The sequence below is a fragment of the Luteimonas endophytica genome (assembly GCF_029887875.1).
Taxonomy (GTDB): Bacteria; Pseudomonadota; Gammaproteobacteria; order Xanthomonadales; family Xanthomonadaceae; genus Luteimonas; species Luteimonas endophytica.
On the sequence record NZ_JARXRM010000028.1, the window covers coordinates 208150 to 231574 of the forward strand.

Annotated in this window: 24 protein-coding genes and 1 tRNA gene; 9 read left to right on the plus strand and 16 right to left on the minus strand. The window is 71.9% G+C overall.

Annotation, left to right across the window (positions count from 1 at the left end):
- On the plus strand, positions 1 to 838 hold an 838-nt coding region (locus QFW77_RS08360), incomplete at its 5' end, for a YadA-like family protein (protein ID WP_280574032.1).
- A gap of 337 nt (positions 839 to 1175) precedes the next feature.
- The gene (locus QFW77_RS08365; protein WP_280574033.1) at positions 1176 to 3368 is read left to right on the plus strand and encodes a YadA-like family protein; all 2193 of its coding nucleotides are present in this window, start codon (positions 1176 to 1178) and stop codon (positions 3366 to 3368) included.
- A 62-nt stretch (positions 3369 to 3430) separates the two neighbouring features.
- Here the strand turns inward: QFW77_RS08365 and QFW77_RS08370 are convergent, their stop codons facing one another.
- The 6 genes from QFW77_RS08370 to rplM form a co-directional block, all read right to left on the minus strand.
- Positions 3431 to 6205 carry a serine/threonine-protein kinase gene (locus QFW77_RS08370; RefSeq protein ID WP_280574034.1) on the minus strand — a complete coding sequence of 925 codons (2775 nt, stop codon included), beginning with the start codon at positions 6203 to 6205 and terminating at the stop codon, positions 3431 to 3433.
- A gap of 29 nt (positions 6206 to 6234) precedes the next feature.
- Complete coding sequence (locus QFW77_RS08375; RefSeq protein ID WP_280574035.1) at positions 6235 to 6786, minus strand: ECF-type sigma factor; 552 nt, start codon at positions 6784 to 6786, stop codon at positions 6235 to 6237.
- Positions 6787 to 6846: 60 nt separating this feature from the next.
- A complete protein-coding gene (locus QFW77_RS08380; protein ID WP_280574036.1) occupies positions 6847 to 7599 on the minus strand; it encodes a 2OG-Fe dioxygenase family protein in 753 nt (250 codons plus the stop codon).
- A 139-nt stretch (positions 7600 to 7738) separates the two neighbouring features.
- A tRNA-Gln gene (locus QFW77_RS08385) sits at positions 7739 to 7813 on the minus strand.
- A 78-nt stretch (positions 7814 to 7891) separates the two neighbouring features.
- Positions 7892 to 8284: a 30S ribosomal protein S9 gene (gene rpsI, locus QFW77_RS08390; protein ID WP_280574038.1), complete on the minus strand. Its 393-nt coding sequence runs from the start codon at positions 8282 to 8284 to the stop codon at positions 7892 to 7894.
- A gap of 7 nt (positions 8285 to 8291) precedes the next feature.
- Positions 8292 to 8720: a 50S ribosomal protein L13 gene (rplM, locus tag QFW77_RS08395; RefSeq protein ID WP_180677147.1), complete on the minus strand. Its 429-nt coding sequence runs from the start codon at positions 8718 to 8720 to the stop codon at positions 8292 to 8294.
- A gap of 225 nt (positions 8721 to 8945) precedes the next feature.
- Between rplM and coq7 the strand changes: the two genes are divergently transcribed.
- Positions 8946 to 9590, plus strand: coding sequence for a 2-polyprenyl-3-methyl-6-methoxy-1,4-benzoquinone monooxygenase (gene coq7 / locus QFW77_RS08400; RefSeq protein ID WP_280574040.1), 645 nt, complete (start codon positions 8946 to 8948; stop codon positions 9588 to 9590).
- A 176-nt stretch (positions 9591 to 9766) separates the two neighbouring features.
- Here the strand turns inward: coq7 and speD are convergent, their stop codons facing one another.
- Positions 9767 to 10558 (minus strand): adenosylmethionine decarboxylase, encoded by a 792-nt coding sequence (gene speD / locus QFW77_RS08405; protein WP_280574041.1) that lies wholly within the window; start codon positions 10556 to 10558, stop codon positions 9767 to 9769.
- Positions 10559 to 10746: 188 nt separating this feature from the next.
- Between speD and crp the strand changes: the two genes are divergently transcribed.
- The 3 genes from crp to QFW77_RS08420 all read left to right on the plus strand — a co-directional run bounded on the left by crp (position 10747) and on the right by QFW77_RS08420 (position 12733).
- Complete coding sequence (crp, locus tag QFW77_RS08410; protein ID WP_425600453.1) at positions 10747 to 11379, plus strand: cAMP-activated global transcriptional regulator CRP; 633 nt, start codon at positions 10747 to 10749, stop codon at positions 11377 to 11379.
- Between the two features lie 2 nt (positions 11380 to 11381).
- Entirely contained in the window at positions 11382 to 11843 is a 462-nt protein-coding gene (locus QFW77_RS08415) for a GNAT family N-acetyltransferase (RefSeq protein WP_280574043.1), read from the plus strand.
- 134 nt (positions 11844 to 11977) lie between these two features.
- Positions 11978 to 12733: a sulfite exporter TauE/SafE family protein gene (locus tag QFW77_RS08420; RefSeq protein ID WP_280574044.1), complete on the plus strand. Its 756-nt coding sequence runs from the start codon at positions 11978 to 11980 to the stop codon at positions 12731 to 12733.
- Between the two features lie 168 nt (positions 12734 to 12901).
- On the opposite strand, the gene QFW77_RS08425 is transcribed toward QFW77_RS08420, so the two are convergent.
- The 9 genes from QFW77_RS08425 to QFW77_RS08465 form a co-directional block, all read right to left on the minus strand.
- Positions 12902 to 13627 carry a haloacid dehalogenase-like hydrolase gene (locus QFW77_RS08425; protein WP_280574045.1) on the minus strand — a complete coding sequence of 242 codons (726 nt, stop codon included), beginning with the start codon at positions 13625 to 13627 and terminating at the stop codon, positions 12902 to 12904.
- Positions 13624 to 14469 (minus strand): indole-3-glycerol phosphate synthase TrpC, encoded by an 846-nt coding sequence (gene trpC, locus QFW77_RS08430; RefSeq protein WP_280574047.1) that lies wholly within the window; start codon positions 14467 to 14469, stop codon positions 13624 to 13626. Before trpC ends, QFW77_RS08425 begins: the two co-directional genes overlap by 4 nt.
- A complete protein-coding gene (locus QFW77_RS08435; RefSeq protein ID WP_280574049.1) occupies positions 14466 to 14816 on the minus strand; it encodes an antibiotic biosynthesis monooxygenase family protein in 351 nt (116 codons plus the stop codon). The genes trpC and QFW77_RS08435 overlap by 4 nt, the downstream gene beginning before the upstream one ends.
- Entirely contained in the window at positions 14813 to 15865 is a 1053-nt protein-coding gene (gene trpD, locus QFW77_RS08440) for an anthranilate phosphoribosyltransferase (protein WP_280574051.1), read from the minus strand. The genes QFW77_RS08435 and trpD overlap by 4 nt, the downstream gene beginning before the upstream one ends.
- Before the next feature lie 248 nt (positions 15866 to 16113).
- A complete protein-coding gene (locus QFW77_RS08445) occupies positions 16114 to 16689 on the minus strand; it encodes an anthranilate synthase component II (protein WP_280574053.1) in 576 nt (191 codons plus the stop codon).
- Position 16690: 1 nt separating this feature from the next.
- Positions 16691 to 18199: an anthranilate synthase component I gene (gene trpE, locus QFW77_RS08450; protein WP_280574054.1), complete on the minus strand. Its 1509-nt coding sequence runs from the start codon at positions 18197 to 18199 to the stop codon at positions 16691 to 16693.
- Positions 18200 to 18548: 349 nt separating this feature from the next.
- Complete coding sequence (gene yegS / locus QFW77_RS08455) at positions 18549 to 19523, minus strand: lipid kinase YegS (RefSeq protein WP_280574057.1); 975 nt, start codon at positions 19521 to 19523, stop codon at positions 18549 to 18551.
- 292 nt (positions 19524 to 19815) lie between these two features.
- Positions 19816 to 20490 (minus strand): ribulose-phosphate 3-epimerase, encoded by a 675-nt coding sequence (rpe, locus tag QFW77_RS08460; RefSeq protein WP_280574059.1) that lies wholly within the window; start codon positions 20488 to 20490, stop codon positions 19816 to 19818.
- Positions 20491 to 20547: 57 nt separating this feature from the next.
- The gene (locus QFW77_RS08465; RefSeq protein WP_280574061.1) at positions 20548 to 20877 is read right to left on the minus strand and encodes a J domain-containing protein; all 330 of its coding nucleotides are present in this window, start codon (positions 20875 to 20877) and stop codon (positions 20548 to 20550) included.
- Between the two features lie 125 nt (positions 20878 to 21002).
- Here QFW77_RS08465 and QFW77_RS08470 point away from each other — a divergent pair, with 125 nt between their 5' ends.
- The 3 genes from QFW77_RS08470 to QFW77_RS08480 all read left to right on the plus strand — a co-directional run bounded on the left by QFW77_RS08470 (position 21003) and on the right by QFW77_RS08480 (position 23419).
- Entirely contained in the window at positions 21003 to 21932 is a 930-nt protein-coding gene (locus tag QFW77_RS08470) for a phosphoribosylaminoimidazolesuccinocarboxamide synthase (RefSeq protein ID WP_280574063.1), read from the plus strand.
- A 79-nt stretch (positions 21933 to 22011) separates the two neighbouring features.
- Positions 22012 to 22500 carry an Mpo1 family 2-hydroxy fatty acid dioxygenase gene (locus QFW77_RS08475; RefSeq protein ID WP_280574065.1) on the plus strand — a complete coding sequence of 163 codons (489 nt, stop codon included), beginning with the start codon at positions 22012 to 22014 and terminating at the stop codon, positions 22498 to 22500.
- 4 nt (positions 22501 to 22504) lie between these two features.
- Entirely contained in the window at positions 22505 to 23419 is a 915-nt protein-coding gene (locus tag QFW77_RS08480) for a DMT family transporter (protein ID WP_280574067.1), read from the plus strand.
- Positions 23420 to 23425 lie beyond the last annotated feature (6 nt).

A 23425-nucleotide genomic window follows, 5' to 3' on the forward strand; every position in this document is an offset into this window, starting at 1 on the left:
CGGCGCCTTCGGCGATACCGCCTTCGGCGCCGTCGCGTCGGCCACCGGCGGATCCAGCACCGCACTCGGGTCGTTCAGCCAGGCCGGCGGCGGCAAGGCGATCGCGGTCGGTTCGCAGAGCCAGGCCTCGGCCGAAGGAGCGGTCGTCGTGGGCATGCTAGGCAGCGCCGATGCGGTCGAGGCGACGGCGCTCGGAACCGAGGCAGTCGCCAGCGCGGCGAGGTCGGTAGCGCTGGGAGCGCATTCGGTGGCCGATCAGGCCGATACCGTCTCCGTCGGCGCCGCGGGAAGCGAGCGGCGCGTCGTCAACGTCGCAGCCGCGTCCCAGGCCACCGATGCGGTCAATCTTTCCCAGCTGCAGGCCACCCTCGCCACGGCCAATGCCTATACCGACACCGCGGTGGCCACCGGGGGGACCGCCGCCAATGCCTACACCGACGATCGGGAAGCGGCGATCCGCGGCGACATGGAGGCCGGCGACGCCGCCGCCCTCTCCGCCGCCAACGCCTACACCGACCAGGCGATCGAGCAGCTGACCGGATTCGGCGAGGGCTTCGATGCGTTCCGCGCCGGCGTCGACCGACGCTTCGAGCAGCAGGACGAGCGCATCGGCCGAGTCGGCGCGCTCAATGCCGCGATGATCGGCATGGCCGCCAGCGCCGCCGCGGTCGAAGACGGCCAGAGCAGGCTCGGCTTCGCGGTTGGCGAACACGACGGCAAGCAGGCGTTCTCGATCGGCCTGCAGCAGCGCATCGGCAAGCGGGCGGCGCTGACCGTCGGCGGCGCCTTCAGCGGATCCGAACGCTCCACCACGCTGGGCGTGGGCATCGGCTTCTGACCGGTCGGACCAGACCAGACGCGGGGCGTCGACGGCGGCCAACGCCGTTGACCGGGCCGAGCGGGGTTGCGCGCCTTGCGGAGACGGGCCCGCTCCGCTGCGGCCGAGACCGAAGCGGCAGCGCTCGCCTGCGTCCTCGCGCGACCGCGCCATGCCCGCGACCGCCCAGAGTCGATTTCTTTCATCCGGTGATGGGTCCGCGGGCCCTTCGCCGGTTGGTTCATCAAGCGCGACGTGGTCATCGCCCCGGAAGCCGGGGGAGGCCCGGCCGGGTCCACACCCGGTCGAGGGCATGCCCTCCGCGGCCGCGCGACACAACCTTTCCAGGAGACACCACATGAAAACCATCCACATGATTCCTTCCCGCCGCCAGCGCCGCTCGCTGGCCGCGGCCATCGCCCTGTGCCTCGCCGCAAGCGGCGCCGCCTCGGCCGGCGATGTCTGCGATTACGAGACCGTCGGCGAGAGCGGCGGCACCGCGTCCGCGCCGGGCTCCCAGGCCATCGGCTGCGGCAACGACAGCGTCGCCAGCGGCAGCCAGGCTGTCGCGATCGGCTACGGCAGCGAGGCGCTCGCCAACTTCACGGTGGCGGTCGGCGCAGGCAGCGAAGCCAGCGGCACCCGCAGCGTCGCGATGGGCGTGGGCAGTACTGCCAGCGAGGAGAAGAGCGTCGCCGTCGGCATGCTCAGCCAGGCCACCGCCGAATACACCTCAGCGTTCGGTGGCGATGCCACCGCCTCTGGAGTTCGCGCCACAGCCATCGGCAACCTCAGCGAGGCCACCGGAGCGGGCAGCACGGCGGTCGGCGGCTGGCATGATGCCGACAACGACGGCGTTCCGGATGCGGAAGAAAGAACCCTGGCATCGGGCGACCAGGCCAGTGCATTCGGTGCCGGCGCGCGCGCCACCGCCAACGCGACCACGGCGACCGGCGTCGGCGCCGCCGCAAGCGGGATTCTCAGCACCGCCACGGGCGCTCAAAGCTCGGCGTCGAACACCTTCGCGACCGCCACCGGCGCCAGCAGCTCCGCCAGTGGAGGCGCCGCTACGGCCACCGGCTACCTCAGTTCGGCCGGAGGCGCCGCTTCCACCGCGAACGGGTTCTGGGCGCAGGCCTCGGGCGAGTACAGCTCGGCGTACGGTGGCGAAACTCGCGCCACCGGCGACTACGCCACCGCGATCGGCTACCAGAGCGAGGCGCAGGGGACCGGAAGCATCGCGCTCGGCACCCAGAGCCTGGCCACCGCGACCTCGTCGACGGCACTTGGCAGCAGCAGCAGCGCCACCGCCACCGCCAGCACCGCCGTGGGTGCCGGCAGCGTCGCCACTGGTCTTGGCAGCACTGCCGTGGGCCAGGCGAGCGATGCCTCCGGCGAACACTCGACCGCCCTGGGCGCGGGCAGCAATGCCTCCGGCCTGCGCGGCACCGCGCTGGGAATGCTGAGCTCCGCCACCGGCAGCAGCAGCACGGCGGTGGGGCGCAGCAGTACCGCCAGTGGCGCCTCCGGGGCGGCGTTCGGCGTCGACAGCAGCGCGAACGGGCTCGCCAGCACCGCGCTGGGCACCAACGCCGCGGCGAGCGGCGAAGGCGCGCTCGCGGTGGGCATGGCGAGCGAGTCGCTCGGGCTGGGCAGCTCCGCGGTCGGTGCCGGCGCGCACGCGGGCGCGAACTTTTCCACCGCCTCTGGGGCATCGAGCGTGGCCACCGGGGACAACAGCACCGCCAGCGGCGCCCAGAGCTGGGCCGCCGCGACCGCCAGCACCGCGATCGGCGGCGCCAGCCGCGCCCTCGCGGATGGCGCGGTGGCCCTGGGCGCGCTGAGTCAGGCCGAGGGGGCCATCAGCCTCGCGCTGGGCATGTCGAGCGCCACGCTCCCGGCGGCGACCAACTCCGTCGCGCTCGGCGCGAATTCTCTGGCCGATCAGGCCGACACGGTGTCGATCGGCAGCGCCGGCAGCGAGCGCCGACTGGTCAACGTGGCGGTCGGCACCGGTGCTACCGACGCCGTCAACGTCTCGCAGCTGCAGGCCACCCTGGCCACCGCCAATGCCTACACCGACACCGCCGTCGCAACCGGCGGAACGGCGGCGAACGCCTACACCGACAACCGCGAGGCGGCGATCCGCGGCGACATGGAAACCGCCGATGCGGCCACCCTCGACGCGGCCAATGCCTACACCGATGCGCAGATCGCCGGGCTTGCAGGATTCGACCCCTCTTCGATCAACGGGCGGCTGGACGCGCTGGAGGACAACTTCGCCGACGTCGACCGCCGCCTGCATCGGCAGGACCGGCGAATCGACCGCCAGGGCGCGATGGGTGCGGCCATGCTCAACATGGCGATCAACGCGGCCGGCTCGCAGAGCCCGCGCGGGCGGGTCGCCGTGGGCGCCGGATTCCAGGGCGGCGAGCGGGCGCTGTCGCTGGGCTACGGCAAGCGCGTCGGCCAACGCGGTTCGTTCTCCCTGGGTGGCGCCTTCAGCGGTTCGGAACGTTCGGCCGGCATCGGCTTCGGCCTGGACCTGTGATGCCGTGATCGGCACCGGCGCTGTCGGCGACGCGGGAGCGGAGACGGTTGTCTCCGCTCCTTTTATCCACCGGCCCCGCCGCGAGTCGCGGTCAACGTAGCCCCGAGCGCGCCCACCTGCCTCAGTACCGGCGCCTCGACCACCATTTCCCGGCGCAGGGACGGCGTGGCAAGGCGCAGCTGCTCCTGGGCTTCGCGCCACCTTCCCTCGCCCACCAACGCCTGGGCGTAAGGCACCCTCCACTTGGCGACCACCACGCTGTCGACGCCATGCAAGGCCACGCCGCGTTCGATCAGCGCCTCCCAGTGCCCCGCCGCCCCACTCCAGTCGCCGCGCGCCTGCGCCAGCTCGGCCTTCAGCGCACGCGCGCGAAGCTGCATCGGCGGCTGGCCATCCAGCGGTGCCTTCAGCGAGGCCTCGGCGGCGTCCAAGCCGCCCCGGCGAAGCAGCCATTCGGCATGCCGCAACTGTGCGGCGGCGAGTTCCAGGGGCCCCGCCCCTCCCGTGCGGTAGATCCGTCGCCACCGCGGCAACGCGCCTTGGAAAGCGCCGTCGGCCTCCGCGACACGTTGCTGGCGTGCCAGCACCAGGGCCAGTTCCTCTGCGGTGCGCAACAGCGCACGGTCCGCCGCCGGCAGATGCCTGCGCCGGATCGCCAGCACCCGCCGGTACGCCCGCTCGGCCCCGGCCGCGTCGCCGCGCGCGGCGAGCAGGCCGGCATAGGCATTGAGGATGTGGGCATGATCGAGGCCGTCCGCGCCACCGACCTGCTCGCTGGTCGCCAGCGCGCGCTGCAGATGCTGGTGCGCCTCTCGGTAGTCTCCCCGGTCCTGCAACGCGATCCCCAGGCGCAGCCGCGCCTTCGCCACCTTGTCGCTGTCGATCCCGTACAGCGCGCCCGCCAGCGCCAGGTTCTCGCGCAACAGCTCCACTGACTCGCCATGACGGCCCTGCGCGCCGAGGGTGACGGCCAGTCCCTGCAGGCTGGACTGCACCGCATCGCTGCGCAGGCCGTGCCGGCGCCGGATCTGGAGCGCCTGGCGGTAGTGCACTTCCGAGGCGATGTTGTCGCCCATTTCGCGGTGCAGCAGGCCAAGATTGTGAAGCGCGCTGGACGTCGGCATCGTCCCCTCGCCGAACAGTCTGCGGCTGATCGCGAGACTGCGTTCGAGCGCCTCGCGCGCCGCGGCGAGGTCTGCGTTCCTCAGCAGCGCCAGTCCGAGCACGTTGTAGGCATCGGCCAGCGCAGCTTGGCTGTCGCCGCCGGCCTGGCGCAGCGCCAGCGACCGTTGCGCGGCCTCCAGCGCCTCCGCCCCGCGCATCTGGTTGGCCATCAGTGCCGACAGCTCGCTCAGCACCTCTGCGGCGTCGAGCGGCCGCGCGACGTCCGCACGCAGATAGTCGTCCACCGCCTGCCGTAACAGCCCCTCCGCCTGACCCGGCACGCCGAGCCCCAGGTAAGCACGGGCGAGCACCAAGCGCAAGCGCGCCTGCATGTCCGGGACGTGCGCCAGGCTCGCGCCGACCCTGGCCACGCCGCGATCCAGGACCTCCCGCGCGCTGATCTCGCCTGGGCCCTTCAGGCCCTGCGCCACACCGGTGTCGACGCTGAACGCGTCTATCAGGAAATCCGCGACCTGGCTGGCCACTTCGGCCTCGCGCTCGGCCCGGGCCTGCGCCATCCCCAGCTGCCAGACGAAAACACCGGTGGCGAGCACCACCGTGGCGGCCGCCGCGCTCTCCCGCCAGTGCCGATGCAGCCAGCGGCCGGTGCGGTAGCGCAGCGTGGGCGCGCGGGCGAGCACCGGGCGCCGCTGCATATGCCGCTCGATGTCCGCTGCGAGCGCCTCCACCGACGGGTACCGCTGATACGGGTCGAGCGCGCATGCCCGGGCGGCGATCGCGTCGAGGTCGCCCGGCAGGCGCCCGGGCCAGGGGCAGGCCGCGCGCGCGAGCGCGGAAGGCACCGGCACCAGCGCGCCGATGTCGGCCGCGCCGCGACCGCTCCTTCGGCAGGCCAGCAATTCGGTCAGCAGGATGCCGAGGCTGAAGACGTCGCTGACCACGCTGACGGACTTTCCGGCGAGCAACTCCGGACTTGCGTAAGCCGGGGTGCAAAAGGCGCTCGCCTCACCCGGCGCCTCCGCATCCAGCAGCCGGGCGATGCCGAAATCCAACAGGACCGGATCGCCGCCCGGGCGCACCAGCACGTTGCCGGGCTTGAGATCGCAGTGCACCACCAGGCGCTGGTGCGCGGCCTGCACCGCGCGGCAGATGCGCAGGAACATCTCCAGGCGCTGGCGCAGGGACGGGCCGGCCTGCTCACAGTATTCGTCCAGCGGCCGGCCTTCCACGTACTCCATCACCAGGTACGGCGAGCCCGCCGGTGTGGTGCCGCCGTCGTAGAGCCGGGCGATGTCCGGATGCTGCAGCTCGGCAAGGATCTGGCGCTCGGCCGCGAGGCGCTCGGCGGTGGCGCCGCTACCGGGGGCGCCCCGCAGCAGCTTGATGGCCACACGCTGGCGGAACAGGCCGTCGGCGCGCTCGGCCACGAATACGGTGCCCATGCCGCCGCTTCCAAGGCGCTCGACCAGCCGCCAGGCGCCGAGGCGTTCGCCGACCAGAAGTTCGGCCTCGGGCCGCGACGCAATGAGTTCGCGCAGCGGCTGCAGCGCGCGGTCGAAGCACGCGGTCTGCGCGTGCAGCAGCTCCAGCGCCTCGGCGATCAACGCCGGGTCGTCGCTCAAGGCGCGCAGGCGCCGTTCCCAGCGCGCGGGGGGCTCGTCGCAGACCGCGTCGAACAGCTGCCGCAGGTCCTGCCAGCGTGCGGTGTCCATGACGCCTCCAAACGGCGGGCCGGCCGGCCTCAGGCCAGCTGCCGGCTCAGCCAGGCCCGGGCGAAGCGCAGGTCGCGCTCCACCGTCGGCACCGACACCCCCTGCACGCAGGCGATCTCCTCGTGGCGCATGCCGCCGAAATAGGCCATCTCGAGCCCGCGTGCGGCGCGCTCGTCGCGCGCCGCGAGCCGCTCGAGCGCCTGGTGCAGCGCCAGCACGTCGACCTCCACCGCATCGGCGCCCTCGCGCTCGGCATGCGAGAGGGTCAGCATCGCGACATCGCCGCCGCGCTTCTCGGCCGCACGCGCCCGCGCATGGTCGACCAGCACCGCGCGCATCTTCAGTGCCGCCAGGGCGAAGAAGTGGGCACGATCCTGCCAGTCGACCTCGGTCCCCAGCATCCGCAGCAGGGCTTCGTTGACCACCGCCGTGGGCTGCAGGGTGTGGCCGGCGCGGCCGCGGCCCAGGCGCTGCGCGGCCATGCCGCGCAGGGTGTCGTACACCTCAGCCAGCAGTCGATCGCGCGACGCCTCGTCGCCGGCGCGCCAGTCGTGCAGCAGCCTGGTCAGGTCCTGGTCCACAGCGCTCGTTCCCCGCGGGCGGCGTCGCTGCCGCCCCGCCCGCATCCTATCCCAGCGCGGTCACCCGGGGATCGGGAGGTCGTCGCCCTGGAACCCGGCTGCGCGGTAGGTGAGCACCAGGGTGTCGCGGTGGCCGGCGCCGTCGAGCGGCTGGATCGGGGTGGACTCGTGGATCACCCGGGCGTCGTCGAGGAACAGCAGCGACCACGGCTCGACCAGGGTGAAGCGCTGGCCGTTCGGACCTTCCGCCTCGAACACCCGGGTCTCGCCGCCCTTGATGCCATGGCGGCCGACCACCAGCACCGCCACGTAGTCGACCCCGTCGCGGTGCGCGCCCTCCGGGGTCGGCCGGCCGATGCCGTCGCTGGTGTCGATGCGGAACTGGTGCGCCTCCACGTGCCAGGGCCGCGCCGGGCGCAGCGCCGAGCACAGCCGGCCCAGGCCGGCCAGCAGTCCGGTCCATGCCGGCGCCGCCTGCGTCTCCGGCTCGACGGGTTCGAACCAGCGGCGCATGCCGCCATGCAGGGCGTTGTAGTCGCGCGGCTGCCAGTGCGCGCGATGCGGCACCGGCCCGACCCGCCCTGCCTCGACCAGGAAGCAGGCGTGCCGGCGCCGCCGGTAGCGGCCGCCGTCCAGCAGCCATGCGTCGGGCGGCAAGCGTTCCCAGGACGGGCGCAGCGCATCGAAGGCGGCCAGGTCGCACCCCGACAGGGCAGCGACCCCGTCCGACGCGAGCACGGCGTAGCCGTGCTCGCGCATGGCCGGCGCCAGGGCGTCGAGGGCGACATAGGGCGGGGACAGCGGTGAGGTCATCGGATGATCCTGCTGCGCCGGCCAGTCAACCTGGGCGGGCGCCTGCGACCGGGCCAGGTCGGAGCCGTCCGCCAACGAAAAAGCCCGCCTGGCGGCGGGCTCTTCGGCCGGAGGCCGCGCTGGCGGCCATGGACTTGTATGGCAGCCCCGGATGGATTCGAACCACCGAATGCCTGAGTCAGAGTCAGGTGCCTTACCACTTGGCGACGGGGCTATGCAGCGGATTGTAGCGCCCTCGGCGCTGAAAAGTCGCCGAACGGCCGAAGCGGGCCCCGAAAGGCCCGCGCCCGCATCAACGCTTGGAGAACTGGGTGGCGCGGCGGGCCTTGTGCAGGCCGACCTTCTTGCGCTCCACCTCGCGGGCGTCGCGGGTCATGAACCCGGCCTTGCGCAGCTCCGGCTTCAGCGACTCGTCGTACTCCACCAGCGCGCGGGCGATGCCCAGGCGGATGGCGCCGGCCTGGCCGGTGGTGCCGCCGCCGATGGTGGTCACGGTGATGTCGAACTTGTCGGTGTTCTGGGTCAGCTCGAGCGGCTGGCGCACGATCATGCGCGCGGTCTCGCGGCCGAAGAACTGGTCCAGCGGGCGGTCGTTGACGGTGATGTTGCCGCTGCCCTTGCGCAGGAAGACGCGCGCGACGGAGGACTTGCGGCGGCCGGTGCCGTAGTTTTGGGTGATAGCCATATCTGCCTCAGATCTCCAGCGGCTGCGGCTGCTGGGCGGTGTGCGGATGCTCGGAGCCCTTGTAGACCTTGAGCTTGCGGTACATGGCGCGGCCGAGCGGGTTCTTCGGCAGCATGCCCTTGACGGCGATCTCGATGACCCGCTCCGGGTGGCGATCCAGCGCCTGGGCCAGGGTCTCGGTCTTGAGGTTGCCGATATAGCCGGTGAAGCGGTGGTAGAGCTTGTCGCTCAGCTTCTTGCCGGTGACGGCGACCTTCTCGGCGTTGACCACGATGATGTAGTCGCCGGTGTCGACGTGCGGGGTGAAGACGGGCTTGTGCTTGCCGCGCAGGCGGCGGGCGATCTCGCTGCTGAGACGGCCGAGGGTCTTGCCGGTGGCGTCGACGACGTACCAGTCACGCTGGACGGTTTCGGACTTGGCGCTGAAAGTCTTCATGACTGGAACATCTCTGTCGGTCGCTGGTCGGGCTGGTTCCACGGCCTGGCCGGCGGAACTTCGCCTCGCGATGTGAATTGCGGAACGCAAGAGGCGGAATGATACCGGCCCGGCCCCGGCGCCGCAAGCGTCCGTACCGGCCCGCCCGGGGCACCGCCTTGGCCCGGCCGGCCGTTGCGGCGAAGATGATCTTCTGCCCGCCGGCCCACCACCCCGGAGTAGCCGATGTCCGCCGCCCGCTCGCCCTCCCCGCTCGACCAGTTCCTCGGCCAGGCCCAGCACGCCCTGGAGACCGTGTTCGGCGCTCCGGCCGCGTCGCGGCCCAATCCCGCCGCGGACACCGCCGAGGTGGCATTGTCCCCCGACGAGCGGCGCCACGCCGCCGGGCTGATGCGCATCAACCACGTCGGCGAGATCTGCGCCCAGGCACTGTACGTGGGCCAGGCCGCGGTGGCGCGCGATCCGGCCACCCGCGCCCACCTGATGGAGGCGGCGCAGGAGGAGACCGACCACCTGGCCTGGTGCGCCGAGCGCCTGCGCGAGCTGGACGACCGCCCGAGCCTGCTCAACCCGCTCTGGTACGCCGGCAGCTACGCGATCGGCGTGGCCGCCGGGCTGCGCGGCGACGGCTGGAACCTCGGTTTCGTGGTCGAGACCGAACGCCAGGTCGAGGCCCATCTGGAGGAGCACCTGCGGACCCTGCCGCCCGCCGACCTGCGCAGCCGCGAGATCCTCGGCGTCATGAAGGCCGACGAGGCGCGCCACGCCGACAACGCCGAAACCGCCGGCGCCCGGATCCTGCCGCAGCCGATCCCGGCGGTGATGGCGTTGGCGTCGCGGGCGATGAAGGCGGTGGCCTACCGTTTGTAGGCCGCATTGGCGGTCTGCAAGCGGCGTGATTGCTGATCCGCGATTGGCAAGCGCGAAGCGCAGCGGCCCTGCTGCCGCACGTCCGCGGCTTCCATGACCGCGATCGCCCGTACCAGACCGGACCCGGGCCTGGGTGATCCGCTTCTACGAATCACCAATCCGCGGGAGGAACCTCGTCAATCGACGAGGTTCCTCCCGTGATACAGCTCCTCGATCTCTCGCTTGAGCCGGGCCTCGATCTTCATCCGCTCCTTGAACGAGAGATTGCGGGCCTTTTCCTCGAACAGGTACTGGTCGAGGTCGAAGTCCTTCAGGTGCATCTTGGTGTGGAAGATGTTCTCCTGGTAGACGTTGACGTCGAGCATCTCGTAGCGGGACTTGATGTTCTTGGCCAGGTAGTCCTGGATCGAGTTGATCTTGTGGTCGATGTAGTGCTTCTTGCCCTTCACGTCGCGGGTGAAGCCGCGCACGCGGTAGTCCATCACCACGATGTCGGACTCGAGACTCTCGATCAGGTAGTTCAGCGCCTTCAGCGGCGAGATGACGCCGCAGGTGGCGACGTCGATGTCGGCCCGGAACGTGGCGATGCCGTTGTCCGGGTGCGTCTCCGGATAGGTGTGGACGGTGATGTGGGACTTGTCGAGATGGGCCACGACCGCGTCGGAAATCACCCCCTTGGCGTCCTTGCGGTCGATCACCGGCTCCTCCGAGATCAGGATCGTCACCGAGGCGCCCTGCGGATCGTAGTCCTGACGGGCGATGTTGAGGATGTTGGCGCCGATGATCTCCGCCACGTCGGTGAGGATCTGGGTCAGCCGGTCGGCGTTGTACGCCTCGTCGATGTACTCGATATAGCGCCCGCGCTCGTCTTCCGACGCGGCGTAGCAGACATCGTAGATGTTGAAGGACAGGGCCTTGGTCAGGTTGTTGAAGCCCTGCAGCTTCAGGCGAGGCAGTGGTTTGACCACGCGGTCGACCCCCGGGTTGGACGGCGAAAACGTGAATTATGGGGCAAAGCGCCTCGCCCCCGCGACCATGGGGTTTGCCCCCCGGCCCGCAACCGCCTACTCTCGCCTTCTTCCCCCGATTTGTTCAGGTAATGAACCCGACTCCTGTGGCCCTGATCAACTCCTATCACCGCGCTTCCCACCCCCTCATGCCCTCCCCGGCGACCATCGAAAGGTTCCTCGCCCACTGCCACCGGCGGCGCTATCCGCCGCGCACCGACATCTTCCGCCCGGGCGATCCCGCCGGGACCCTGTACTACGTGGTCAGCGGCTCGGTCAGCATCATCGCGGAGGAGGACGACGGCCGGGAACTGGTGCTGGGCTACTTCGGCAGCGGCGAGTTCGTCGGCGAGATGGGGCTGTTCATCGAATCCGACAGCCGCGAGGTGATCCTGCGCACCCGGGTCCAGTGCGAACTGGCCGAGATCAGCTACGAGCGCCTGCAGCAGCTGTTCGACGGCAGCCTGGCCAACGACGCCACCCAGATCCTCTACTCGATCGGAGCGCAACTGTCGCGGCGGCTCATCGACACCAGCCGCAAGGCCGGGCGCCTGGCCTTCCTCGACGTCACCGACCGCATCATCCGCACCCTGCACGATCTGACCCGCGAGCCGGAGGCGATGAGCCATCCGCAGGGCACCCAGCTGCGGATCTCGCGCCAGGAGCTGGCGCGGCTGGTCGGCTGCTCCAGGGAAATGGCGGGGCGGGTGCTGAAGAAGCTGCAGGTCGACGGCAAGCTGCACGCCCGCGGCAAGACGATCGTCCTGTACGGGACCCGGTAACCGTGCGGCCGGACCTGCAGGCCCTGCCGGACGCCGATCTGCGCAGCGCCTCGCCGGTCGACGCCGACGACGTTGCCGTGCTGCTGACCGAACTGGGCTATCCCTGCGACGCCCGCGACGCGGCCGGGCGGATCCGCAGCATCGTCGACAACGACCGCCAGGCGCTGGTGGTGGCCCGCTGCGGCGGGATGGTCTGCGGCCTGCTGGCGCTGGACTTCATGTACTACCTGCCGCTGGACACCCTGACCTGCCGGATCACCGCGCTGGTGGTGCGCAACGACGCCCAGGGCCGCGGGCTGGGCAGGCAGTTGCTGCGCGAGGCCGAGCGCCGCGCCCGGTTCGCCGGCGCCGCCCGCCTGGAGATCACCAGCGGGTCGCAGCGCGCCGACGCCCACGCCTTCTACAAGGCCTGCGGCTACAGCGACGGCACCCTCCGCTTCATCAAGCGGCTCGGCGACGCCTGAGGCCGCCGGCCGTGCCCGTGCCGCGCCGCGGGCGGCTGCACCGGGCGCGCTTGGGCATGTCGACATGACCGGAAGTTCTGGCAGCCCCCCGGCGCTGGTCCGTATCCTCCGGGTTTCCCTCGTGGCGCACGCCGATGGATCTGTCCGACGGGTTCTGGTGGTTCGTGCTGATCGGCCTGGGCGCCCAGCTGGTCGACGGCGCCCTGGGCATGGCCTTCGGCCTGGTCTCCTCGTCGGTCCTGCTCGGCATGGGCCTGCCGCCGGCTGCGGTGAGCGCCGGGGTCCACACCGCCGAGGTGTTCACGACCGGCGCCTCTGGCGCCTCGCACCTGGCCCTGGGCAACGTCGACCGGCGCCTGTTCCTGCGCCTGGCGGTGCCCGGGATGATCGGCGGCGCGCTCGGCGCCCATGTGCTGACGGTGCTTCCCGGCGACGTCGTCCGCCCGTTCATTCATGCCTACCTGCTGGTGATGGCGGTCCTGATCCTGGGACGCGCCGCCGCCCGCGGGCGGCCGCGGCGGGAAGTGCGCCGGGTGCCCGTGCTCGGCTTCTTCGCCGGGCTGCTCGACGCCAGCGGCGGCGGCGGCTGGGGGCCGATGGCCACCTCGACCCTGCTCGGCCGCGGCGGCCAGGCGCGGACCACGATCGGGACGGTCAACGCGGCGGAATTCCTGGTGACCGTGGCGATCTCGGTCACGTTCTTCCTGTCGCTGGGCCTGCAGCACCTGGACATCGTGCTCGGCCTGCTCGTCGGCGGGATGATCGCCGCGCCGCTGGCGGCGGTGACGGTGCGGTTCCTGCCGGAGCGGTGGATCCTGCTGGCGGTCGGCGTGGTGGTGATGGCGATCAGCCTGTGGCAGATCGGCCGGTCCGTGCTCGCGGCGGGCTGAGTCCGACGCCGCCCGCCATGCACGCGTCGCGCTCTTCTATCCGGTGACGACGTCGATACCTGGCGGTGGCGGGGGATACGTGCCAACCAAGCGAGTATCGGGGAGCGACTTGGCACGTATCCCCCGGCCCGCCCTCTACACGGATTCTTCAGCCCGCCATCGCGGCTTTCAGACCCCGGGGGGAGACTCCCCGCCGCGCTCGCGGCAGCCCCAGTTGAGGATCGGCGTGCCCGCGGGCAGCACCCTGCGGAACATCTCGACGCTGCCGTGCTTGGGGTTGACCACCACCGGCGCCCGCGCCGCCTTCAGCAGCGGCAGGTCGGCGCTGCTGTCCGAGTAGGCGACGTCGATGTCGGCATAGCCCGCCTCGCGCAGCATCCGCATCTTCTCCTCGGCGTGGCAGTGCCGGGTGGCCACCACCGCCCCGAAGCGCGGGCCGAGTGCCGAGCCGATCACCGGCACCGCCTCGTGCGCCACGAACGCCAGGATCGCGCGCGCCAGCTCCGGCGGCGCCCCCGTCGCCACCACCACCCGGTCGCCGGCGGCGCGGTGGCGGTGCAGCACTTCCAGCGCATGCGGCAGCAGCCGCGCGCGGATTCCCTGCGTGTCGTGGGCCACGTACAGATCGATCAGCGCGTCCACGGTGCGGGTGCGGCGCAGACCCACCGTGGAAATCCAGACGTAGCCCGAGATGCCGCGGCGGCGCGTCGGCAGGAACGCCACCATCGGCCCCAGCAGCGGCGTTGCCAGCAGCGCCAGCGCCGTCCGCCAGATCCGCCGCCGGATCAGCCACGCGAACAGGTGGCTGCCGGAGTCGCCGTCGTACAGGGTATGGTCGAAGTCGAACACCACCGTCGGCGCATCCCTCCGGACCGGGGGAAACTGCGCGCTCATGCCGGGAAGAACAGCCGCCGCAGGGCCGCGCCGGGATCGGCCTCGCGCATGAACGCCTCGCCGACCAGGAACGCATCGATGCCGGCGGCACGCAGCCGGGCCACGTCGGCCGGGGCGTGGATGCCGCTCTCGGTGACCAGCCGGCGCCCCGCGGGCACCGCCCCGCGCAACGCAAGGGTGGTGTCCAGGGACACCTCGAAGGTGCGCAGGCTGCGGTTGTTGATGCCCAGCAGCGGCATGCGGCCGCCCGAACCCGCGATCCGCGCGGCCCGCGCCAGCTCCTCGCCGTCGTGCGCCTCGATCAGCACGTCCATGCCGAGCTCCAGCGCCTGGCCGGCCAGCTCGGCCAGGCGGCCGTCCTCGAGCGCGGCGACGATCAGCAGGATGCAGTCCGCGCCGAGCACGCGCGCCTCCAGCACCTGCCAGGGATCGATGGTGAAGTCCTTGCGCAGCACCGGCAGGCCGCAGTTCTCGCGCGCCATGACCAGGTATTCCTCGGCGCCCTGGAAGAAGTCGGCGTCGGTGAGCACCGACAGGCAGGCCGCGCCGCCCTGCTCGTAGCTGCGCGCGATCTCGCCCGGCCGGAAGTCCGCGCGGATCACGCCGCGCGACGGGCTGGCCTTCTTGATCTCGGCGATCACCGCCGGCTCGCCGGCGCCGATGCGGCGCTCGACGGCGGCGGCGAAGCCGCGCGTCGGCGGCGCGTCGGCGGCGCGGCCGGCCAGCTCGGCCTGCGGGCGCACTGCCCGGCGCTCGGCCACTTCTTCCGCCTTGCGGCGGAGGATCGTCGCGAGGATGTCGGCGGGGCCGGGAGGGGCCTGCTGGTCCGGCATCCAGCTCATGGCGCGTCCGCGGCCTCCCAGCCGTAGGCGCGCTCCACCCTGGCCACGCGCAGCGCGTAGCGCTCGTACCACTCGCTGCGCCCGCGCTCGCGGATCAGGGTGTGCTCGGCATGGCGGCGCCAGGCGCGCACCGCCTCCTCGCTTTCCCAGTACGAGACGGTGATGCCGAAGCCGTCGGCGCCGCGCACCGACTCGATCCCGAGGAATCCCGGCTGCTGCTGCGCAAGCGCCGCCATTCGCTCGGCCGCCTCGCCGTACTCGGCATCGCCAACGGCGGTGCGGCGCGAGGAGAACACCACCGCGTAGTAGGGCGGCTGCGGCAGCGGCGCCAGGGCCTCGTCGTTCATTCTCCGTCCTCCCGTTCGGCGCCGGCCAGCCGGCGCGTGGCGGCGACGAAGGTGTCGAGGCGCGCGCGCGCGGCGCCGCTCGCCAGCGCCGCGCGGGCGCGGCCGATGCCGTCCTCGATCGACTCGGCCACCCCCGCCACGTACAGCGCCGCGCCGGCATTGAGCGCCACGATCTCGCGCGCCAGCCCTGGCTTGCCCTCCAGCGCCTCCAGCAGCATGGCCCGTGATCCCGCCGCATCGGCGACGCGCAGATTGCGGCTGGAGGCCATGGCGATGCCGTAGTCCTCCGGGTGGATCTCGTACTCGCGCACCTGCCCGTCGCGCAGTTCGCCGACCAGGGTGGCGGCGCCGAGCGAGATCTCGTCCATGCCGTCGCGGCCCCAGACCACCATCGCGCGCTCGGCGCCGAGCTGCTGCAGCACCCGCACCTGGATGCCGACCAGGTCCGGGTGGAACACGCCCATCAGGATCGCCGGCGCGCCGGCCGGGTTGGTCAGCGGCCCGAGGATGTTGAACAGCGTCCGCACCCCCATCTCGCGCCGGACCGGCGCCACCGCCTTCATCGCCGGGTGATGGACCGGCGCGAACATGAAGCCGATGCCGGTCTCGGCGATGCTGCGGGCCACCTGCTCCGGCTGCAGGTCGATCGCCGCGCCCAGGGTTTCGAGCACGTCGGCGCTGCCCGACTTCGACGAAACGCTGCGGTTGCCGTGCTTGGCCACGCGCGCGCCGGCCGCCGCGGCCACGAACATCGCCGCGGTGGAGATGTTGAAGCTGTGGGCGCCGTCGCCGCCGGTGCCGACGATGTCCACCAGGTGGGTGCGGTCGGCGACCTCGACGGGGCGCGCGAACTCGCGCATCACGGTGGCGGCGCCGGCGATCTCGCCGATGGTCTCCTTCTTCACCCGCAGTCCCGAGAGAATCGCCGCCGTCATCACCGGCGAGACCTTGCCGCACATGATCTCGCGCATCAGCCAGACCATTTCGTCGTGGAAGATCTCGCGGTGCTCGATGGTGCGCTGCAGGGCTTCTTGGGGGGTGATGGGCATGGGGCTCGGACGGAATCGGGAATCGGGAATCGGGAATCGGGAATCGGGAATCGGGAATCGGGAATCGGGAATCGGGAATCGGGAAAAGCATAGCGGCTTTTGACCGTCATCCCGGCGCAAGCCGGATCCAGGCGACCCGGCGGCGGCGGCGGCGGCGTCCATCGGCGGAGGCGGCAGCGCGATGGATCCCCGGCATGCGCCGGGATGCGCTGCTGGGCGGGATGACGACGCGGGGTACACCACGCCGCCTACCGCCGCAGGAAATTCTCCAGCAGCGCGTGGCCGTGCTCGGTGAGGATCGACTCGGGGTGGAACTGCACGCCCTCGACCGGATGCTCGCGGTGGCGCAGGCCCATGATCTCCTCGAACTCCCCGTCCAGCTCGGTCCACGCGGTGATCTCCAGGCAGTCGGGCAGGCTGCCGCGCTCGACCACCAGCGAGTGATAGCGGGTGGCCTCGTAGCCGTCGGGCAGCGCCGCGAACACGCCCTGGCCGCGATGCCGCACCGGCGAGGTCTTGCCGTGCATGATCCGCTGCGCGCGCACCACGCGGCCGCCGTAGGCCTGGCCGATGGCCTGGTGGCCCAGGCACACGCCGAGGATCGGCGTGCTCGGCCCCAGCCGCTCCACCAGCGCCAGCGACACCCCGGCCTGGTCGGGCGCGCACGGGCCGGGCGAGATCACGATCCGCTCCGGCCGCAGCCGCGCGATCGCGTCGACGTCGAGCGCATCGTTGCGCTCCACCCGCACCTCCGCCCCCAGCCCCTGCAGATACTGCACGAGGTTCCAGGTGAAGCTGTCGTAGTTGTCGATCATCAGCAGCATGTCACAGCCCCTGCGCCGCCTGCGCCACTGCGCGGAACAGCGCCCTGCCCTTGCTCATGGTCTCCTCCCATTCCTTCTGCGGGTCGGAGTCGTGGACGATGCCGGCGCCGGCCTGCACGTGCAGGCGGCCGTCCTGGATCACCGCGGTGCGGATGGCGATGGCGGTGTCGGCGTCGCCGTGCCAGCCGATGTAGCCGACCGCGCCGGAGTACACGTTGCGGCGCACCGGCTCCAGCTCCTGGATGATCTCCAGCGCGCGGATCTTCGGCGCGCCGCTGACGGTGCCGGCGGGGAAGGTCGCACGCAGCACGTCGGCGTAGGAGAGGCCCTCGCGCAGGCGGCCGGTGACCTCGCTGACGATGTGCATCACGTGGCTGTAGCGCTCGATGCCGAAGCGCTCGCCGAGTTCGACCGTGCCCGGGCGCGAGACGTGGCCGACGTCGTTGCGGCCCAGGTCGATCAGCATCAGGTGCTCGGCGCGCTCCTTGGGGTCGGCCAGCAGCTCGGCTTCCAGCGCGTGATCTTCCTCCGCGGTGCGGCCGCGCGGCCGCGTGCCCGCGATCGGGCGCACCGTGACCAGGCCGCCCTGCCCCGCCGCGCCACCATCCGGCGCGGCCTGTTCCAGCCGCACCAGGATCTCGGGCGAGGAGCCCACCACCTGGGTGTCGCCGGTGTCGATGAAGTACATGTACGGCGACGGATTGAGCGCGCGCAGGGCGCGGTAGACGTCCACCGGCCGCGCGGCGAACGGCACCGACAGCCGCTGCGACAGCACAACCTGGAAGATGTCGCCGGCGCGGATGTATTCCTTCGAGCGCTCGACCGCGGCAATGAAGCCCTCGCGGGTGAACCCGGAGACGAAATCGGCCTCCTCCAGCGCGGCCGGCTGCAGGGTCTCCGGATAGCCGGCGCCGGCATGGCGCAGGCGATGGGCGAGCGCATCGAGGCGGCGGTTGGCGCGCGCCCAGGCCTGCGGCTGGCGCGGGTCGGCGTGCACCACCAGGTACAGCCTGCCCTTGAGATTGTCGAAGACCGCCACCTCTTCCGACTCCATCAGCAGGATGTCGGGGGTGCCGAGTTCGTCGGCCTTGTCGCCGCCGGCCAGGCGCGGCTCGATGCAGCCGACGCATTCGAAGCCGAACCAGCCCACCAGGCCGCCGCTGAAGCCGGGCAGACCCTCCAGGACCGGAACCGAATGCAGGCTGCGCAGGCGCTCCACCTCCGCGAACGGGTCGTCGACCTCGCGCGTCTCGACCACCTCGCCGTGCTCGCTGACCTCCAGCCGGGCGCCGTGGAAGGCGTACACGCGGGCGGCAGGCAGGCCGATGATCGAGTAGCGGCCGAAGCGCTCGCCGCCCTGCACCGACTCGAACAGGTAGGTGTACGGGCCGTCGGCGAGCTTCAGGTAGACCGAGAGCGGAGTGTCGAGGTCGGACAGGACCTCGCGCACGACCGGGATGCGGGTGTGGCCTTCAGCGGCGTGCTGCTGGAAGCGGCTCTGCGTGATCACGCGGGGATTCCTCGGTGGGCTGGGGGACGGAAGCGGCGGTGGTCTGCGGCCACCATCGCCAGGCCCGGTCGGCCGAGGAGGAATGCGGGATCGGAAGGGCGCGCATGGGGCTACTGTACCGGCTCGGACCGGGGCTTGCGATCCCGGGGGACCGCGGGGAGATCCGGCTTCGGCGTCCGCAACCGCTGGCGCATCGATTGCGGGAGCGGCCCATGGCCGCCAAGGTCGCGGGAGGCACGGGCGGGTCGGCCGCAATTCCCGGTGCTGGCTACGACGCCGGCTTTCGCGTGCATGGCACGCTCCTATGCGTTGTACCGGCGCGGCGGTGGCCGCGGCCCCGGCAGGGGGGTCACGTGGAGTCTTCGGCGCGTTCTGGCGACGCGGTGGCGGACGCCGGGCCGCCGCTCAGCAGGGGCGAACCGGCCGGCAGGTGCATGCGCACGCGGCCGGGCACGCATTCGATCCGGAACCGATCCGCCTCGACCGGTTCGCCGTCGAGATTGAGGTAGATCGGCTCGCGCGCCTCGACCTCCACCCACGGCAGGCGCGCGCGCACCGCGACCTGCTCGAGCGCGGCGGCGCGGCCCTCGCTGATCACCCGGCCGAGGGTGGCCGCGACCTCGCCTTCCAGCTCCGGCACCACGGTCAGATCCAGCTGCCCGTCGTCGACCAGGGCGTCGGGGCAGAGCGCCTGCCCGCCACCGGCCTGGCGGCCGTTGCCGACACCCAGGGCGATGAAGCCGCCCTCCCAGGCGAAGCCGGGGCCCCGGATCCGCGCCTGCAGCGGCTCGATCCGGCCCATCCTCGCGATCCCGGTGAGCAGGTAGGCCAGGCCGCCGAGCATCTTCTTCAGGCCTTCGTTGGTCTCGACGGTGATGCTCGTGCCGAAGCCGCCGCTGGCGAGGTTGGCGCACCAGCGCACCGCGCCGCCCGCCTCGACCCGCAGCAGGTCGATCGGCCGCGCGGGCTCCGCCAGCGCCAGTTCCAGCGCTTCCATGGGGTCCGGCGGAATGTCCGCGGCCACCGCGAAATCGTTGGCGGTGCCCAGCGGCAGCAGCGCCAGCGCCGGCAGCGCGTCAGGGGACTCGTCCCGGCCGGCCAGCGCCGCGACGATCTCGCTCAGGGTGCCGTCCCCGCCGCCGGCCACCAGGGCGTCGACGCCGTCGGCCAGCGCCTCGTCGACGTGGCGGGCGGCGTCGCCCTGCTCCCAGGTGACGCGCACGTCCAGGGTCACGCCACGCGAGCGGAGCGCATGGACCGCTTCGCGCACGCGCTCGTCGCCGGCGGACTTGCCGTTGAGGATCAGCCGCCAGGTCGGGGGCATGGTGGGGTCCGGCATTCGATGGGCGCCACAGGCTAGCAGCGCCGCGACCGCGCGCGCCGTGAATGTCATGTGCCCGTCATCGACCGCCGGTAGCGTGGAAGGCCATCGCAGGGACGACGGACGGAGGCGGGATTGCCTCCAGCACGCAAGGCCGCGCCGGGGGTTTCCTCCGGCGCTTTTTTTGGGGTCTCCACACCCGGGAAACCGATCGCCGTCCTCGCCCGGGCGCGGGCGGCTGCCGGCTCGTGCGGGCGTTGTTCGTGGGTCGGGACAGGAATCCCTGCTGCCCCGGTCAGCCGCCCGCGGCGGCGATCTCGCGACGCATCCGCGTGATCACTTCCGCATAGTCCGGTTGGCCGAAGATCGCCGAGCCGGCGACGAAGGTGTCGGCGCCGGCCGCGGCGATCGCGCCGATGTTGTCGGGCTTCACGCCGCCGTCGATCTCCAGGCGGATCTCGCGGCCGCTGGCGTCGATGCGCTCGCGCACCCGGCGCAGCTTGTCCAGGGTGGCGGGGATGAAGGCCTGCCCGCCGAAGCCGGGGTTCACCGACATCAGCAGCACCAGGTCCAGGTCCTCGAGCACGTAGTCGAGCATCTCCACCGGGGTGGCCGGGTTCAGCACCAGGCCGGCCTTGCAGCCCTCGCCCCGGATCAGCTGCACGGTGCGGTGGACGTGGCGGCTCGCCTCTGGATGAAAGCTGATCAGGGTAGCGCCGGCGCGCGCGAAGTCGGGGACGATCCGGTCCACCGGCTCGACCATCAGATGCACGTCGATCGGCGCGCTCACGCCGTGCCTGCGCAACGCCTCGCACACCATCGGACCGATGGTGAGGTTGGGCACGTAGTGGTTGTCCATCACGTCGAAGTGGACCCAGTCGGCGCCGGCCGCGAGCACGCGGTCCACCTCCTCGCCGAGGCGGGCGAAGTCCGCGGACAGGATCGAGGGGGCGATGACGGCTGGCAGCATGGTTTGGCTCGAGTTCGAATGAATGGGGTGGGCGGAGCGCCGGGGCCGATCGATCGGTCAGCCGCGCCCGCGCAGGCTGCGGATGCGGTCGTAGGCGCCGTTGATCTCCCGCGCCTTCTTCTCGGCCTCCGCGCGCAGCTCGGGTGCCGCCCCGGATAGCCGGTCCGGGTGGTATTGCGCCATCAGCCTGCGGTAGGCCTGGTCGATCTCCGCTTCGCTGGCGTCCTCGCCGACCCCGAGCACGCGGTAGGGGGTGGCCCGGCGCGGAAACAGCCAGTCGGCGTCGAACGCATGGCCGATCAGCAGCCCGATCAGCCCCCCCGCGGGGTGCCGCATCAGCAGCCAGCCGGCGATGAAGCCGAGCAGTTTTCCGTACCAGCGTTTCATCGCCACAGTGTAGTGGCAGCCGCGGCCACCGGGGAGCGGGCCGCGCCGCCGCCGCGCCCCGATCCCGATGCATCCGCCCCGCAACCGCACTACACTGCCCGGCCCGATTCCGCCTGGGTGCCTGCTTGGCCACGACCCTGCTCGCCGCGGACCTGCCCGGTCTGACCCTGCGCCACCGCGGCAAGGTGCGCGACGTGTTCGATCTCGACGACGGCCACCTGCCGGCGCCGGCGCGCGGGCGCGGCGAGCACCTGCTGATCGTCGCCACCGACCGGCTGTCGGCGTTCGACGTGGTACTGCCCGACCCGATCCCGGGCAAGGGCGAGATGCTGTGCCGGATCAGCAACTTCTGGTTCGAGCGCACCGCCCACCTCATGCCCAACCACCTGGTGGACGTCGACGTCGCCGCGGTGCTGCCCGCCGGGGTGGACCCGGCGGCCTACGTCCAGCGCTCGGTCGTGACCCGGAAGCTGCGCCCGGTGCCGGTGGAGGCGATCGCCCGCGGCTACCTGATCGGCAGCGGCTGGAAGGACTACCAGCGCACCGGCTGCGTCAGCGGCATCCGCCTGCCCGGTGGCCTGCGCCAGGCCGAGCGCCTCGCCGAGCCGATCTTCACGCCCTCGACCAAGGCCGCGGTGGGCGAGCACGACGAGAACATCGACTTCGATACCGCGGTGCGGACCATCGGCGCCGAGCTCGCCGAGCAGATCCGCGACGCCACCCTGCGCCTGTACCGCTTCGCCGCCGAATACGCCGCCAGCTGCGGCATCCTGCTGGCCGATACCAAGTTCGAGTTCGGCACCGACGCCGACGGCCGCCTGTACGTGATGGACGAGATGCTCACTCCCGACTCCTCGCGCTACTGGCCCGCCGACGCCTACCAGGTCGGGAGCAGCCCGCCCAGCTACGACAAGCAGATCGTGCGCGACTACCTCGAAACGCTGGACTGGAACAAGCAGGCGCCGGGCCCGCACCTGCCCGCCGAGGTGGTCGAGCGCACCCGTGCGCGCTATGCCGAGGCGCTGCAGCGGCTGGCCGGGATCCGCCTCGACTGAGGACCGGGGGCCGGCGCTCGGCCGCGGCGGGATCGCGATATCCTGTGTTCCGCCATCGACGATCGATCCGGAGGGCTCGATGAACGCCACCGCGCAACCCGCCGCACGCTCGATCGACCGCTGGTTCGCCAGCTATTCCGGCGATCACCGCAACCCGACCAACCAGGCCATCCACGTGGTCGCGGTCCCGGCGATCCTGTGGAGCGTGATCGCGCTGCTGTGGTGCATCCCCACCACCGGCGCGTACTTCCGGCCCGGGATCTGGGCCGGGATCGCGATGTTCGCTTCCTGGCTGTTCTACTACCGCGCCTCGAGGCCGCTCGGCTTCGGCATGCTGGTGGCGTATCTGGCGCTGGGTGCGCTGACCTGGCGCCTGCACCTGGCGCTGGGCACGCGCGGGCTGCTGGTGGTGGCGGCCGCGGTGTTCGTGCTCGCCTGGATCGCGCAGTTCATCGGCCACAAGATCGAGGGCAAGAAGCCCAGCTTCCTCACCGACCTGGTCTATCTGCTGATCGGCCCGGCCTGGGTGCTGTCCAAGCTGTACCGCAGGCTGGGCTGGCGCTGGTGAGGCGATGACCGGCGCCGCGCGCGGCCTGCGCGGGCGCGACCTGGCGCTGGTGCTGCTGGTCTGCCTGTTCTGGGCGGTCAACTTCCTGAGCTCGGCGCACGCGCTGCGGGAGATCCCGCCGTTCCTGTTCACCGCGCTGCGCATGGCCATGCTGGCGGCGATGCTGGCGTGGTTCGTCAAGCCGCCGCCGCGCGGCCAATGGCCGCTGCTGGCGGCGGTGGCGGTGGTCAACGGGGTGCTGCATTTCGGCACCAGCTTCCTGGCGTTGCGGATGGCCGGCAACCTGTCGTCGCCGGCGATCGTGATGCAGAGCTACGTGCCGATGGCTGCGCTGCTGGCGTGGTGGTGGCTGGGCGAACGCTTCGCCTGGCGCACCGGTCTGGCCATCGCGCTCAGCTTTGCCGGGGTGCTGGTGCTGGGGTTCGACCCGATGGTGCTGGCGGCGCCCGCGGCGCTGGCGGTGATGCTGGTCTCGTCGCTGCTGCTGGCGGCCGGCACCGTGCTGATGCGCAAGCTGCGCGGGGTGGACATGGTCAGCCAGCAGGGCTGGACCGCCATCATCAGCCTGCTGCCGCTGCTGGCGATCAGCGCCGCGTTCGAACCTGCCAGCTTCGTGCAGCTGCGCGAGGCGAGCTGGATCGCCTGGGGCGGCGCGCTGTACGCGGCGGTGTTCGCCTCGCTGCTGGGCCACGGCGTGTTCTACATGCTGGTGCAGCGCCACCCGGTGGCGCAGGTCACGCCGTACCTGCTGATCACCCCGGTGTTCGCGGTGGCGCTGGGGATCGCGTTCTGGGGCGATCGCCCCGGCCCGGCGATGTGGGTCGGCGGCGCCATGGTGCTGGGCGGGGTGCTGGTGATCGCGCTGCGCACGCTGCACAAGGCCCGGGTCCCGGTGAACGACGCCAGCCCTGCGGCCTGACTTCGG